Genomic DNA, 15,116 nt, shown 5'->3' with positions numbered 1-15,116 from the left:
TTTGGAAGCCCTGGCACCGCGGCCGGCGACCGACATCGGCCCGCCGCCTGGCGCCGGCACGGGGCACTTGAACTCGCCAGGGGGCCCAGGCAAACGAGCCGCGATGCGCCGCGTGGCTTCGCTGCTCTATCTGCTGCCAGCGGTCGCGCTCGGCGCCTGGGCCTACTGGCCGATCACCGCCAACTTCTTCCACGGCGACGACTTCCAGCATCTCTACCTGATCGCCGACGGCCGCCTGGGCGAGTTCCTGGTGACGCCGCACGGCGGCCACATGCTGGTCGTCCGCAATGCCCTGTTCGCGCTCTCGCACGCCCTCTTCGGCGTCGACCCGCGCGGCTACTTCTGGATGGTGCTGGCGACCCATCTGCTCAACATCGGCCTGCTGGCGGCGGCGATCGCCGCCGCCAGCGGCAGCCGCCGGCTGGCCTGCGCCGGGGCGGCGCTGTGGGGCATCTCGCCGCTCAACGCCGAGGCGCTCGGTTGGTACTCGGTCTACGGCCAGGTGGCGATGACCGCCCTGCTGCTCGCCGTGCTGGGGTGGCTCGGCCGGGTGCTGCGCGACGGCCGTTCGGCGTCGCCGCTCGCCGCGCTGGGCGCCTATCTGCTCCTGGTGATCGGCAGCGCCTGCTTCGGCACCGGCATCGGCATCGCCATGGCGGCGGCGGTCGCCCTGCCGCTGTGTCTGCCCGGGCGGCCGAATCGCTTCGCGCGCTGGCTCTTCGCCTCGCTGGCGATCGTCGTGCCGCTGCTCTACGCGCTGGTGCAGGGGCTCTATCGCCTGATCACCGGCGGCTGGCACGCGTCGATCGCCGGCACCCGGGACACGCTGCCCGACGCGCTCACGATCCTGTCGCTGCTGGCGCGCCTCACGGCGGTGGCGATCGCCAGGACGCTGACCGGGGACTGGCTGCCGGGCGCCTGGCGGACGCCCGCGATGATCGGATGCGCGGCGCTGTATGGGCTGCTGCTGGCGCTGGCGCTGTGGCGCGCCGCGCCGGCGCCGCGCCGTCTGCTGCTCGCCTGTCTGCTGCTCGCCGGCGGCGCCTACGGCATCATCGCCGCCGGGCGCGGCGGAGTGGCCAGCCAGGCCGTGTTCGAGCTGTCGCTGCGCTACCACTACTGCGCGCCGGCGCTGTTGGTGCTCGCGGGTTGCCTGGCGCTGTCGATCGTCGGCGCGCCGCTGGCGGCGCGGCCGCGCCTGGCCACCGGGATCCTGCTCGCCTGGCTGGCGGCGCTCGCCGCCAACGTCGCGCTGTCGCCGCCGGCGATCGATCACTACGACGCCGAGCGCAAGACGGTGGCGATGATGAAGGCGGTCGTCACCGTCCGCGCCCTGGCCACCCCGGCGGGCGAAACGCTCGTCCTCTTCAACCGGCCGATGCCGCCGCTCAACTACTTCGCCCGCATGGGCGAGTTTCCCGGTTGGGCGGGCCTGTTCGTGATCTTCTTCCCCAGCAACGAGGTGCTGGGCCACCCCGTCGTCTACGCGATGGTGGATCCCGCCATCGTCGCGCAGCTACGCCGGCGCGGCGGCCGCCGCACCGCGACCTTGCTGCGCACCCACGAGGAAGCGCTGCCGCTGCTGGCGGCCGGCCTGCCGCCGGCGCCGACGGCGTCGCCCACCGTCGCACCGACGCCGACGCCGACGCGCCGCGCGCCGACCAGGCGCCCGACGCCGCGCCACGGCTCGCGGCGCGGGGCGCCGCGATGACCCGCGGCCGGGCGGGCCTGCCGCGCCGGCTCATCGCGGCCTTGCACAACGCGAATGCCGTCGAGATCATTGCCACCGTGGGGAAACGTCGCCGCGTCGCGTGTCTGGCGCTCGCGTTGATCGCGTTCGTCTGCGCCGCCGGCGTGGCGCGCGCCGTCTGCGTCGGCGACTGCGCCGGGGATGGGGCGATCAGCATCGACGACCTGATCCGCGGCGTCGCGATCGCCCTCGGCAGTCAGCCGCTGGCCGGTTGCCCGGCCTTCGACGCCGACGGCGACGGCCAGGTCGGCATCGCCGAGCTGGTGCAGGGCGTCAACGCCGCGCTGTCGGGATGCGCCGCGGCGCCATCGCCGACCGGCACGGCCAGTCCCACCGTCACGCCGACCGGACCGCTCGCCACCGCGACGGCGAGCGAACCGCCGCCGTCCGCGACCGCGACGGCGCTGGCGAGCGCCAGCGCGACGGCGACGGCCGACGGCGACGCCACGGTCACCGCGACGGTTGCCGCGACCGCGTCCGCGACCGCGATCCGCACCGCGACGGCCTCGCCGCGCGCCACCGCCACCCGCGACCCGGACGTCACCCCGCGTCCCAACTTCCTCGTCATCAACCTCGACGACGCCCGCTTCGACGGTGTGGACCGCATGTCCGTCGTGCTCGACCGGCTCGCCGCCGCCGGCGTCACCTTCCACAACTCGTTCGTGCCCAATTCCGTCTGCACCCCGAGCCGCGCCTCGCTCCTCACCGGGCTCTACTCCATCCACCACGGCACCCGCTCGGTGGCCGGCGACCTCGGCGGCGCCGACAGCTTCCGGGTCGGCGGCGCCGACCTGCAGACGATTGCCACCTGGCTGCACGCCGCCGGCTACGCCACCGGGCTGTTCGGCAAGTATCTCAACGACTACAGCGGCAGCGAGGCGACGGCCGGTCCGGGCGGTGCCTACTACATCCCGCCGGGATGGGAGCGCTGGCAGGCCATGCAGTCGCCCGAGCACTACGGCGGCGTGAACGGCCAGAGCTACGCGTTGGTCGACGAATCCGGCGCCGTCGAGGCGTTCGACGACCATACCTCCGACGCCCAGTACAGCACCGACGTCCTCGGGGCGCGGTTGCGCGAGTTCATCGCCGCGGCGCTGCAGCGCGGGGCGCCGTTCTTCGCCCTCTACACGCCCTACGCGCCGCACGTCGACGCCGTCGAGCCGCAGCCGGCGCAGCGCCACGAGGACCGCTTCGCCGATCTGCCGCCGTGGCGACCGCCGAGCTGGAACGAGCCCGACATCGGCGACAAGCCGCACTGGGTCGCCTTCCAGGCGCCGGATCCCTTCGGCGGCGAGCTGACCGACAGCGTGCGCCGCAAGGCCTACCGCAGCCTGCTGGCGGTCGACGAGCAGATCGACGCGACCCTTGACCTGCTCGCCGACGCCGGCGTCGAGGCGGACACGATGGTGATATTGACCGGCGACAATGGCGTCATGTGGGGCGAGCATCGCGGCTTCCTGCAGCGCAAGGAGAACGCCTACGAGGAGGCGATTCGCGTTCCGTTCATCGTCCGCTACCCGCGCCTGGCCGGCGAGGCGGGGTTCGCGCGCTCCGAGCCGGTGCTGAACATCGACATCGCGCCGACCATCGCCGCCGCCGCCGGCGTCGTGCCGCCGCTGGCGCTCGACGGCGAAAGCCTGCTGCCGCTGATCGGCGGCCTGCCCGACCCGGGGCAGCGCGGCGACTTCCTGCTCGAGCGCTTCCGCACCCTGCGCGGCGACAATTTCTCCTACGCCGGCCAGCCGCGGGACGGCGACCGCATCCGCGTCCTCTACGGCCCGACCCGCCAGCGGCCGCGGCCGGCGAAGGTCTACGAGCTCGACGGCGATGGCGTCGTCGGCGCCGGCGCCACCGCGGTGGCGATCGGCGCCACCGCCGACGAGACGTTCGCCAACCTGGTGCGCGTCCTCCGCGCCACCCTGCCGCAGATGCAGGTGGCGCAGCTCTCCATGCCGGACCGGGTGAGCATCAAGTACCGCATGCCGGGCGCCGACCCCGTCCTCTTCATGATCGACGTCGATCAGGGCGGCGTGCTGCGGCCGTTCGACCAGGTTCCCGACTACGTCGGGGTGCGCGACGTGATCAACGGCTACACGTACGTCGAGTACGAGACCGGGGAGGTCGAGCTCTACCTCCTCGACGCCGATCCCTGGCAGCTCGACAATCGCGCCGACGATCCGGCCTATGCCGGCCTGCGCGTCAGCCTGGCGAACCGGCTGCGCCAGTTGCTCGGCGAGCCGTGACCCGGACTCGGCGCTCGGCGCCGATGCGCCGCGCCGGTTCCCGCCCGTTCGCGCCTCCGCGTTGATCTAACCTCGATACGACAAGACACCTTCACCACGGAGGCACGGAGACACGGAGGGCTCGGTGCCATAGCGAAGGCGCGGGGCCTCTTCTCACTCCATTTCTAATGAACTTTGGGAGGACCACTTGGCGGGCTTCGAGATCAGTAACTCTCCGTGTCTCCGTGCCTCCGTGGTGAAAGTCTTTTGTCGCATCAAGGCTAACCTCGATACGACAAGACACCTTCACCACGGAGGCACGGAGACACGGAGGGTGCAGCGTCGGAATGGCGGGTGGGCGCGATCCCTATGGCCATTGCTGATGGCGTTGGGAATCTCGCCCCGAACCCTCTCTCGTCCAGGCTACTCCGTGTCTCTGTGCCTCCGTGGTGAAATGTTTTCGTCACATCAAAGCCAATTCCATCAGGTCGAGGCCGACTCGCCCGCGAGCCCGAGACGGTCCTCGAGCCACCAGGCAGCGCGCCGCCAGGCGGCGGGTGGGGCTTCGTTGCGCCGCAGCCTGCGCGCCAGGCGCGCGAGCGCGCGGCGGCGGGCGGGATCGTCGCCGCAGAGCTGCGCCAGCGCCTCGGCGAGGCCGGCCGCGCCGCGGTCGTCGCTGGTCGGGTAGAGGATCGGCACGCCGTACTGCGAGGCGAAGCGCGTGGCGCAGGCGGGGCAGCGCAGCGCGAGCGCGTCGGCGGCGAGCGCGCCGCGGCAGTCGGGGCAGCACAGGCGCCGGCGCAGCGGTTCGGCGACCGGGCGATGGACCAGCGCGTCGGCGGCGGCCTGCGGCACCTCGGCGAGCCCCTGCTGCCAGGCGGCGGCGATGGCCAGCGTCTCCTCGACGATGCATTCCTCCTCGCGCGTGCGCTCGAGGAGCCACTCGGGCAGCGCGTCGTCGGCGGCGGCGGGGGAATCCGGCAGCGGCGCGCCGTCGCGGCGCACCACCGCCAGCACGCCCATCGCGCCCGGCAGGTGCCGGGTCTCGGCGGTGGCGCGGCGCAGCGCCGCGCCCAGCGCCGGCGCCTCGGCGAGGCGCGCGTACGCGGCCGTCTGCTCGCCCATCGGCGCGAACGCGCTGGCGGGCTGATCGGGGTCGTGGAGCAGGTTCTCGAGTCGGGCGCCGGCGCCGAACAGGGCGCGCAGCTCGTCGCGCAGCAGGAAATTGCGGTCGACGTGCGGCCGGCGGACGTCCACCCGGTGGTGCTGCCAGAAGCGCTCCCAGCGGTTGACCGAGAAGGCCTCCAGGCTGGTGACCAGCAGCACCTGGTTGGTGACCCGCAGCAGCTCGGCGATCGACTCGACCGGGCGGACGAGATGCTCGAGCACCTCGGAGCAGAGGACGACGTCGAAGGCGCGGTCGGGGAAGGGCAGCCGCGGCAAGCGCAGCGTCACCGCGTGATCGAGCTTGCCGAACGGCGGGCCGTCGATCGGCAGGTTCATGCGGTGCACCAGGTCGGAGTAGTAGGCCTCGGCCCCGTAGCGCTGGCGCACCAGCCAGGGGAAGTGATCCCAGCCCGAGGCGAGATCGATGAACGACGCGAAGGGCGGCAGCCGGTCGAGCCAGCGGAAGATGCGCAGCTTCCGGCGCAGCCGCCCGAAGTGGTAGCGGCTGATGCCGCTCGGGCGGCCCGCGGCGTCGAACAGCCGGCCGCCGGGGGCGGCGATGCCGGGATCCATCGTCTGGTCGAGCCACGCTTCGGTGCGCTGCTCGACGCTGGGGGGAGCGGCGGTGGTCATGGTTGGCGACGACCGGCGCGCCTCACTCGCCCGCCGGATCCGGGCCGGCGACGCCGCGGCGGAAGTCGGCGAGCCCGCGGCGCATGGCGCGCAGGGCGGCGAGCGGCGCGCCGCCGCCGCTGGCCAGCGCGTAGGCCGCCGACCAGGCGGCGACGCGCGCCTCCCGCAGCGCGCGCAGCCAGGGCGCGCCGGGGCCGTGTCGCTGCAGCAGGCGGAGGTGATTGCGGGTCGTGTAGTAGAGGCTGGCGGTCGACTGCCGGCCGCGCCGCGCCGGCGGGCGGTCGTGCAGGACGCGGGCGCGCGGCGCGAAGGCGACGCGCAGCCCGGCGGCGCGGGCGCGCAGGCAGAGGTCGACGTCCTCGAGGTAGGCGAAGTAGCTCGCGTCGAAGCCGCCGAGCGCGTCGAGCGCCGCGGCGCTCGCGAACAGCGCGCAGCCGCTGACCGCGACCGGGTCGCTGAGCCGGTCGTACTGGCCGCGGTCGACCTCGTCGTGACCGATCAGGCGCATGCGCCCGGAGGCGAGATCGATGTCGATCCCGATCGAGTCGAGCCGGTCGGGCGCCTGGCGCTGCAGGATCTTCGCCCCGACCAGATCGGCCGGCGGCGGGCCGGCGGCGGCGGCGCGCAGCGCGCCGAGCGCGCCCGCGTCCGGCATCGCGTCGTTGTTGAGGAACCACACCCACGCCGCGCCGCGCGCCCGCGCCGCCTGCCAGCCGAGGTTGGCGCCGCCGGCGAAGCCGCGGTTGCTCTCGCTCGCCACGTACTGGCCGCCCGGCGCCAGGCGGTCGAGCTCCGCCTGGCTGAAATCGCGGCAGCCGTTGTCGACCAGTACCAGCGACCAGTCGCGGTCCGCCAGGCGGCCGAGCGCCGCCAGGCAGTCCAGCGTCGCGCCGCGCTTGCGCCAGTTGACGACGACGACCTGGACGGTGGGGACGGGCATCGGCCGGTGGCCAGATCGCGCGCCGTCAGGCGCGTCGCCGCGACGGCCGCGCGCGCTCCTGCCGGTACCCGATGACGCCGCTCACCCGATGTGCCCCTTCGCCTTCAGATAGTCGGTCAGCGCCGCGCGCCATGGCCGCAGCTCGCTGAAGCCGGCCTGCATCCACTGGCCGTGGTCGAGCACCGAGAAGGCCGGGCGGCGGGCCTTGGAGCCGGATTCGGCGGTGGTGATCGGCGACAGATCGACCGCCATGCCGCAGAGCTCGAAGATCGTCTTGGCGAAGACGTACCAGGAGCACTGGCCGCCGCTGGTGATGTGGTACAGGCCGTAGGGCACGTTCGGGCTGCCCTCGCGCGCCAGCAGCTCGGCCACCGCCGCGGACAGGTCGGCGGTGGCGGTCGGGGTCATCACCTGGTCGTCCACCACCCGCACCGGGCCGGCCTTGCCGAGGCGGATCATCGTCTCGACGAAGTTGCCGCCCTTGCCGCTGGCGCCGGCGACGCCGTAGAGGCCGGTCGAGCGGATGATGAAGTGGCGCGGCGCGTAGGCGGCGATCAGCTTCTCGCCCGCCAGCTTCGAGGCGCCGTAGACGCTGATCGGCTCGCACGGGTCGGTCTCCCGGCAGGGCACCGCGCCGTCGCCGCGGAAGACGTAATCGGTGCTGAAGTGCACCAGGGTGAAGTCGAGCTCGGCGGCGAGCCGCGCCAGGTGGTAGGCGCCGGTGGCGTTGACGGCGAACGACTCGGTCGGCGTGTCCTCGCAGACGTCGACCTTGTGGTAGGCGCTGGTGTTGATCACCACGTCCGGCGCCAGCTCGCCGAGCACCGCCCGCGCGCGCTCGGCGTCGGTGACGTCGAGATCGGCGTGCGCCAGGCCGCTCAGCTTCCAGCCGCGCAGTGCCGGCTGCAGGTCCGTCCCCAACTGCCCCTTGGAACCAATGATCACCGCATGGCGCATCGGCGAGGTGTTACCCCAGCCACCCCGGGTCGGCAACCACGGTGTCGCCGGTCGGCTCCGTGCGGCGCCGGTCGCCGGCCGCGATGCGCGCGGCCGGCGCGCGTCAGTGCCGCCAGCGGTAGGCGGTCCAGCCGTCGCCGCTGTCGAACGGCGCGTAGTGTTCGGCGAGGCCGGTGACGAAGGGGTCGTTGGCCGGCGGGCGGCCCATGACGATGACCAGCGCCGGGTGCTCGGCCAGCGCCTGCCGCACCTCGGCGAAGTACGACGGCCAACTGAGCGAGGGGAGGAGGATCTGGTGCCGGGTCGGGTTGTGGGCGCCGGCGGTGAGGTAGAGCGAGGCGTAGCAGGGATAGATGAACAGCTCGCGCGACGGAGCCTGGTCGAGCAGGTCCCTGACGCGGGCGTTGAGCGCGACCTCGCTGGGGGCGTGGAAGTCGACCGGTCCGAACGCCGTGTCGACCCGGATGCCGTATTCCGCCCGCATGCGCTGCGCGTTGCGGAACAACTGCAGGCCGAGCACGGCGGCCAGCGCCGCGGCGGCGAGCGCCGCCGCGGCGGTCTGCCGGCGGCCGGCCAGCGCGGCGACGGCGGTGTCGAGGAGGAGAGCGGCGAGCACCAGGAGCGGCGGGGTCACGTAGGCGATGTGAATGAAGTCGGCGTTGTAGCCGATGGCCGCGAGGGCGCTGGCGCAGACCAGCATCGCGGCGCTCCACTGCGCGACGCGGCCGCGCGGCCAGCCGCGCCGGCAGCCGGTCGCCGCCACCGCGCCGGCGACCGGCAGGAGCAGGGGCAGGAAGCGCAGGAGCGGCGGCCAGGTGTAGGCGGCGAGGGCGGCGTTGAGGATGCCCACCCGGCCCCAGCCGACGTCGGTGTGGAAGCTGCGGTAGCCGGTGAGCGGGAAGCGCACCGTGTCGTCGAGCAGCCGCTGCAGGTCGACCGTGGCCAGCAGCGTCGCCAGCACCGGCACCATGATCAGCGCGCCGCCGGCGGCGAGCAGGCCGACGCGGACCCACCAGCGCGGCGCCGCGGCGCCGCGCCGCACCCAGCAGGCGATCGCGATCGCCAGCAGCAGCCCGACCGTCAGCGCCGGCGCCTTCTGCTGGTGCACGCCGGCGAGCAGGCCGAGCACCAGGCCGGCGGCGAAGAGCCGCCGCGGCCGCTCGAGCGCGCCGGGGGCCGCGACCAGCAGCAGCAGCGCCATGATCAACGACGTGACCAGCCAGTGCGGGCTGACGTGCGGCCAGACCGGTTGCACGAGGGCGAGAAACGCCAGCGCCGGCAGGACCGCCAGCCGCGCCCGCACCCCGAGGGCGCGGGCGCTGGCGACGCTCATCGCCGCGGTGGCGCTGTTGACCACCGCCATCGCCGCCTTGGCGGTGGCGAGCGAGGCGCCGAAGACGGAGAACACCGCCACCAGCCCCCAGTGGGCGAGCGGCATCGCCAGCCAGAAGATGTCCCGGTACAGGCGCTCGCCGTTGCCGATGCGCACGGCGTCGGCGAGCAGGAACGCCTCGTCGGCCGGACCGAGGTTGTGCGGTTGCGCGGCGAACCACGCCATCGCGCCGGCGAAGACGACGAGCGCCAGCCCGGCGTCGGACCACCGGAGCCGAGCATGCGACGCGGACGCCCTCACCGCGGCGCCTCCGCGCTGCGGGCTCGTCGAGGCTGTCCGGGGCGTTGACGCACGCCGGCAGCTACCACTCCCGGTCCGGGGCGCGCAACGCGGCCCGCGATGGTCCCGCGCCGCGTCGGATTACGTTGACATCACCCGGAGGCTGCCACAGGATTGGCCGGCGCCCCGGGGGAGTGGCGCGTTCCCTTCATCATGACCAGCACGCAGGCTCACGCGCCGCGGCCCGATGCGCCGCTCGTCACCCTGATCCGCCCGCCGGGCGCGGAGACGTTCCGCGTCGGCACCAGCACCCTGGTGCCGCCGCTCGGGCTGGCGTACATCGCCGGCACCGTCGAGGCGGCGGGGTACCGGGTGCAGGTCATCGACGCCCTGTCCTCCGGTCCGACGACCCACACCCGCTACTTCCAGGGCTACCTGGTGGGGCTGCCGCTGGCCGAGGTGGCGGCGCGCGTCGCGCCCGAGGCCCGCTGCGTCGGCATCACCTGCATGTTCACCCACGAGTGGCCGATGGTGGTGCAGCTCATCCGGTTGATCCGCGAACGCCGGCCCGAGCTGCCGATCGTCGTCGGCGGCGAGCACGTGACCGCGATGCCGGAATTCTCGCTCGCCACCTCGCAGGCCGACGTGCTGGTGCTGGGCGAGGGCGAGGAGACGGCGCGGGCGCTGTTCGACGCCCTGCTGCAGGGCGGCTCGCTGGCCGACGTCGCCGGCATCGCCTACCGGCGCGACGGCGCCATCGTCGTCAACCCGCGGCGCAATCGGTCGACGGCGCTGGAGGCGATCCCGCGGCCGGCCTGGCGCCACTTCGACCTCGAGGCGTATCACCGGCACCGCTTCATCGGCGGCGTCTATTCGACCTACCTGACGGTGCCGATGCTGGCGACCCGCGGCTGTCCCTACCAGTGCACCTACTGCTCGTCGCCCAACATGTGGACGACCAAGTGGGTGCCGCGCGACCCGCGCGACGTCGCCGACGAGATCGAGGGCTACGTGCGCGACTACGGGGCGCGCAACTTCCCCTTCTACGACCTGACGGCGGTGATCAAGAAGGAATGGATCGTCGCCTTCTGCAAGGAGATCATCGGTCGCGGGCTGCGGATAAGCTGGCAGATGGCGAGCGGCACGCGCTCGGAGGCGATCGACGGCGAGGTCGCCCACCTGCTCAAGCAGTCGGGGATGATCAACATGGCGTACGCGCCGGAATCGGGATCGGAACAGACCCGGCAGTACATCAAGAAGCGCATGCACAGCGACCGGCTGTACGCCAGCATCGCGGCGGCGGCGGAGGCGGACCTCAGCGTCGCCGCCTACCTGGTGGTCGGCTTCCCGCACGACGGCCGGCAGGAGATGCGGGAGACGATCGCCTTCCTGGCGGAGATCGCGCGCCGCGGCGTCAATGACCTGGGCAGCGGGTACTACATGGCGCTGCCCGGCACCCAGCTCTTCCGGACCCTGTACGAGAACGGCAAGGTGGTCATCGACCGCGAGTACTTCCGCCACATCCTGAACGGCCTGGCGATCTACCCGGCGGCGACCTACAGCGATCACTTCGGCCGCCCGGAGCTCTTCTACTGGCGGCTGCGCTTCATCGCCGCCTTCTACGGCAGCCGGCTGCGCGTGCTCGGCGCGCGCAAGGTGCTGGCGGCGTTCTTCGAGAGCGTCGGCTCCGGCAGCCACCACTCGAAGCTGCAGACGGCGCTGCGGGTCTCGCTGAAGAACGGCCTCGCCACCCTGCGCCTGGCGCTCTCTGGCTCGCGCTGGATCTCGCCCGAAGAGGAAGCGGCGATGTTCGCGCCCTGGGACGCGATCTACCGCCAGATCCGCCGGCAGCGGCTCGGCAGCGGGGTCGACGAGACGCCGCCGCTGGACAGCCGCGAGCTGCACCGCCGCAACTACGTCGACGTGCTGCGTCCCGACCACGGCACGGCGCGCACCCTGGCGCTGCAGGGCGTCGCCGACGCTCCCGGCGCCTGAGCGCGGGTCAGCGGCCGGCGCCGGCGACCACGAGCACGGAGGTGCCGGGCAGGCGCCCCGGCAGCCAGCGCGCGTCGGCGTACAGCAGGGCGGCGAGCAGTCGGTGCAGCCGGCGATGGCGGATCGGCGCGAACTCGACGCCGCGCGCGCCCGCCAGCAGGCGCTGCAGCGCCAGGCCGGGATAGAGCGCGTGGAAGACGTAGTCGCAGCGCCGCACGGTCAATCCGGCGTCGCGGCAGAGCGCCGCCGCCGCGGCGCGGTCGTAGCGCCGGTGGTGCCCGTAGTAGACGTCGTAGTTGCTCCACAGCTCCTGGCGCGCCGGCAGGGTGACGACGACGTGGCCGAGCTGCGGGAAGGCCTCGACGCAGCGACGCAGGAACGCCGCCGGGGCCTCCAGGTGCTCGAGGACGTCGAGCAGCAGCAGGGTGCGGATCGGCGCCCGCTCCGCCGCGGGCAGGGCGAAGACGTCCTGGCGATAGCGGATGACGGCCGCCAGGCCGGGTGCCGCTGGCGCATAGGCGGCGACGTCGACGCCGGAGCACGCGAGGCCGCGCTGGCGCAGGTAGGCGACCGTGGCGCCGGGCCCGCAGCCGATGTCGAGGATCGGCGCCGCGGCGCCGGCGGCGCGCAGCGCCGCGGCGACGACGCGGTTGCGCGCCAGCAGCCAGTAGTGATCGCCGATGCCGGGGGGATAGGCGTCGCCGCGCTGCTGCTCGCTGAAGCCGGCGCCGGCGGCGCCGGGCGATGCGGCGGGCGCGTCCGTTTCACTTCTCCAGGCAGATGACGCTGTTCCAGGCGTAGCGGCCGAACCACGGGAAGCGGCGCAGGGTCCAGCGCTCGACGCGGTACAGCGGGCGGAACAGCCAGCGGATGCGGTCGACGTCGTAGAGCACCTTCTTCCAGTAGCGCTCGCGCGCCGGATGGACGCCCATGCCGACCAGGAACCAGACGAATACCAGTTGGGTGGTGAGCCAGAACTCGCGGTGCGCGACGCGGCGGAAGAACGGCCGCAGGGCGTCGATGTCGGTAAAGCGCAGGGGGCGCTCGCTGGGCGTCCGCATGTTGCCGGCCATCCACCGGTAGACGTCGATGACCGGGTTGTAGCCGAGCGGCTCGATGAAGTAGGCGCGCCCGCCCGGCCGCAGGATGCGGCTCACCTCGCGCATCGCCGGCAGCAGCTCGAGGTGGTGCAGGACGCCGTGTCCGTAGACGACGTCGAAGCTGTCGTCGGCGAACGGCAGGTGCTCGCCGGCGCCGACGGCGAGGCTGATCGGCGCCTCGTGCCGCAGCGCCACGCGCTGCGCGACCTGCAGGAAGGCGCCCGAGAGATCCATGGCCGTCACCCGCGCGCCCTGCTGCGCGAAGTACACGGCGGCCTCGCCGGAGCCGCAGCCGATGTCGAGCAGACGCTGGTCGGTCAGGGGGCCGATCTGCGACAGGATGTAGCGGTTCTCGATCGCCGTCTCGGGAGCGAAATTCTGGCTCGGGACGACGCTGTCCGGGTCGATGCTGCGCGCCCATTCGTCGTGGAAGTGGCGCTCGGACGCGTGGCGCTCCTGTTGGGCCGCTGCCGAGGTGGAGCGGCGCGCTGGCTCGCTGCCCATGTGACCGCTCAGTGGTGCCGGGCCGCCGTCAGGGCCTGCGGCCCACCAGGTGCGAGACGCTGCCGACGATCAGGGTGCGCCGGGCGGCTTCGTGGACGTCGGCGAAGCCGGCCTCGCGCATGAGCGCCGGCAGGCGGCCGCGGATGTTGTCGCGGGCGTCGCGCCCGGGGTGCAGCAGCGGCGCGAGGAGCCGTCCGAGCCGGGTCGGTGGCTGGCCGAAGTCGAGCACGCAGAACGCCGCGCCCGGCTTCAGCACCCGCAGGACCTCGCGCAGGGTCGCGCGCTTGGCCTCGCTGGGGAGGTGATGGAAGACGAACGCCGAGAGCACGCGATCGACCGAGGCGTCGGCGTAGGGCAGGGCGGTGGCGAATCCGAGGTCGAAGCGCATCGCGAGGCCGGCGGCGGCGGCCTTCTGCCGCGCCCGCTCGAGCGCCTTGGCGTCGGGGTCGAGGCCGACGACCTCGGCCGCCGGCTGCATCGCCTTGATCAGCACGCTGAGCGTGGCCGTGCCGCAGCCGAGATCCACCACCACGTCGCCTGGCTGGATGGCGGCCAGCGCGACGAGCTGCCGCTTGATCGCCTCTTCCGGAATGACGGCGCGCAGGATCGGGTCGTAGAGCGGCAGCAGCCAGTCCACGCCCAGCGCGGGCGAGTATGCTCTCGATTGTTTGGCCGTGCCGCTCATGAGTCGGTGGATGTCGCCGCCGTCGCCGCGGCGCGGCCCCACCGTGTCCCCCCTGGACGGGCAATTCAAGCACGTCGTTCCGGCGATGCAAAGGCGGACGTGGCGGTGGGTAGTGTCCTAATCTGAGCCTTGGCCCTGATGTGACGAAGGGCTTTCACCACGGAGGCACGGAGACACGGAGAGCACTGATCTCGCAGCCCGCTCAGCGTTCATCCCAAAGTTCATCAGAAATGGAGTGAGAAGAGGCCCCGCGCCTTCGCTATGGCACCGAGCCCTCCGTGTCTCCGTGCCTCCGTGGTGAAGGGTTCTTGTCGTATCGAGATTAGGACAGTACCTGGCGGTGGCGCGGGCGCGGCGGCGCGAGGCCGCCGGGCGCCGGGAATCGCATTGACATACCGCGCGAGCTGCCCGTACTGTCGCGGATCCGGGGGAGGTCGCATGCGCGCCAAGGCGAGAAAGATTCTGGTGATCGGCGGGGCCGGGTACGTGGGCTGCGTGCTCGTCGACGAGCTGCTCAAGCGCGGCTACGCGGTGAAGGTGTTCGACCGGCTGATCTACGGCGATTACGGGCTGCGCGAGGTGCGCGACCGGGTCGAGGTCGTGTCCGGCGACATGCGCGCCATGGAGCCGTCGATCTTCGAGGACGTGACGGCGGTGGTGAATCTCGGCGGGCTGTCCAACGATCCCACGGCCGAGTTCAACCCGGACGCGAACTACCAGATGAACACCGTCGCCACCGAGCAGTCGGCGAAGCAGGCCAAGCAGGCGGGGGTCGAGCGCTACGTCTTCGCCTCCTCGTGCTCGATCTACGACCAGGGGGTCGAGGATCCCGACGCCGACCTGATTCTCGACGAGAGCTCCGAGGTGGCGCCGCGCGCCGCCTATTCGAGCTCGAAGTACGAGGGCGAGCAGCGCCTGCTGCCGATGACCGACGAGCACTTCTGCCCGGTGGTGCTGCGCAAGGGCACCGTCTACGGCTGGTCGCCGCGCATGCGCTTCGACCTGGTGGTCAACACCTTCCTCAAGGACGCGCTGACGCGCGGCAAGATCACCATCCACTACGGCGGCGAGATGTGGCGGCCGCTGGTCGACGTGCGCGACGCGGCGCGCGCCTACGTCGCCTGCATCGAGGCCGACGCCGACAAGGTGCGCGGGCAGATCTTCAACGTCATGTTCAAGAACATGCGCATCTCCGAGCTGGCGCTGCGCGTCCAGGGCGCCCTCGCCGAGCACGGCATCCCGGTCGCGATCGACGCCGCCTACGGCTACACGGGCGTGCGCAACTACCGCGTCTCGGCGCGCAAGATCGCCAGCGTCCTCGACTTCCGTCCGCTGGTGACGATCGAGGAGTCGGTGGCGAATGCGCTCGACAAGCTCAAGGGCGTGACCATCTCCGAGCTCGAGAATCCGCGCCACTACAACATCCGCTGGCTCAAGGTGCTCGAGGAGGCCGAGGGCGTCCTCGGCGCGCGCGGCGCGCTCTGGGGCATCCCCGGCAGGGGTGAGCCGGAGGGCGTGCGGGCGATTCGCTCGGCGAAGTAGCGTCGCGCG

At 72.8% G+C, this 15,116-nt stretch carries 11 protein-coding genes; 4 read left to right on the top strand and 7 right to left on the bottom strand.

The features are described from left to right. The first annotated feature begins 103 nt into the window (after window positions 1-103). Entirely contained in the window at window positions 104-1,711 is a 1,608-nt protein-coding gene (locus KF840_11825) for a hypothetical protein (GenBank protein MBX3025584.1), read from the top strand. A gap of 77 nt (window positions 1,712-1,788) precedes the next feature. Further along, window positions 1,789-3,993 carry a sulfatase gene (locus KF840_11820; protein MBX3025583.1) on the top strand — a complete coding sequence of 735 codons (2,205 nt, stop codon included), beginning with the start codon at window positions 1,789-1,791 and terminating at the stop codon, window positions 3,991-3,993. A gap of 462 nt (window positions 3,994-4,455) precedes the next feature. Here the strand turns inward: KF840_11820 and KF840_11815 are convergent, their stop codons facing one another. The 4 genes from KF840_11815 to KF840_11800 all read right to left on the bottom strand — a co-directional run bounded on the left by KF840_11815 (window position 4,456) and on the right by KF840_11800 (window position 9,302). Then, entirely contained in the window at window positions 4,456-5,772 is a 1,317-nt protein-coding gene (locus tag KF840_11815; protein MBX3025582.1) for a methyltransferase domain-containing protein, read from the bottom strand. A gap of 22 nt (window positions 5,773-5,794) precedes the next feature. Then, the gene (locus tag KF840_11810) at window positions 5,795-6,712 is read right to left on the bottom strand and encodes a glycosyltransferase family 2 protein (GenBank protein ID MBX3025581.1); all 918 of its coding nucleotides are present in this window, start codon (window positions 6,710-6,712) and stop codon (window positions 5,795-5,797) included. 81 nt (window positions 6,713-6,793) lie between these two features. Beyond that, window positions 6,794-7,669, bottom strand: a complete 876-nt coding sequence (gene rfbD / locus KF840_11805) for a dTDP-4-dehydrorhamnose reductase (protein MBX3025580.1) — start codon at window positions 7,667-7,669, stop codon at window positions 6,794-6,796. Window positions 7,670-7,772: 103 nt separating this feature from the next. Next, on the bottom strand, window positions 7,773-9,302 hold the full coding sequence (locus tag KF840_11800; protein MBX3025579.1) for a hypothetical protein: 1,530 nt from the start codon (window positions 9,300-9,302) through the stop codon (window positions 7,773-7,775). A 192-nt stretch (window positions 9,303-9,494) separates the two neighbouring features. Between KF840_11800 and KF840_11795 the strand changes: the two genes are divergently transcribed. Beyond that, entirely contained in the window at window positions 9,495-11,276 is a 1,782-nt protein-coding gene (locus tag KF840_11795) for a B12-binding domain-containing radical SAM protein (GenBank protein MBX3025578.1), read from the top strand. Window positions 11,277-11,283: 7 nt separating this feature from the next. On the opposite strand, the gene KF840_11790 is transcribed toward KF840_11795, so the two are convergent. From KF840_11790 to KF840_11780, 3 genes are all read right to left on the bottom strand, one after another. Then, complete coding sequence (locus KF840_11790; GenBank protein MBX3025577.1) at window positions 11,284-11,958, bottom strand: methyltransferase domain-containing protein; 675 nt, start codon at window positions 11,956-11,958, stop codon at window positions 11,284-11,286. 82 nt (window positions 11,959-12,040) lie between these two features. Beyond that, window positions 12,041-12,880 (bottom strand): class I SAM-dependent methyltransferase, encoded by an 840-nt coding sequence (locus tag KF840_11785; GenBank protein MBX3025576.1) that lies wholly within the window; start codon window positions 12,878-12,880, stop codon window positions 12,041-12,043. 28 nt (window positions 12,881-12,908) lie between these two features. Next, on the bottom strand, window positions 12,909-13,565 hold the full coding sequence (locus KF840_11780) for a methyltransferase domain-containing protein (protein ID MBX3025575.1): 657 nt from the start codon (window positions 13,563-13,565) through the stop codon (window positions 12,909-12,911). A 438-nt stretch (window positions 13,566-14,003) separates the two neighbouring features. On the opposite strand from KF840_11780, the gene KF840_11775 reads away from it, so the two are divergent. After that, window positions 14,004-15,107 (top strand): SDR family oxidoreductase, encoded by a 1,104-nt coding sequence (locus KF840_11775; protein ID MBX3025574.1) that lies wholly within the window; start codon window positions 14,004-14,006, stop codon window positions 15,105-15,107. Window positions 15,108-15,116 lie beyond the last annotated feature (9 nt).

This window comes from bacterium (assembly GCA_019637795.1).
Lineage (GTDB): Bacteria > Desulfobacterota > Binatia > HRBIN30 > CADEER01 > JAHBUY01.
The sequence above is the reverse complement of the archived record's forward strand: the minus strand, read 5'-3'. Positions and strand labels throughout refer to the sequence as shown.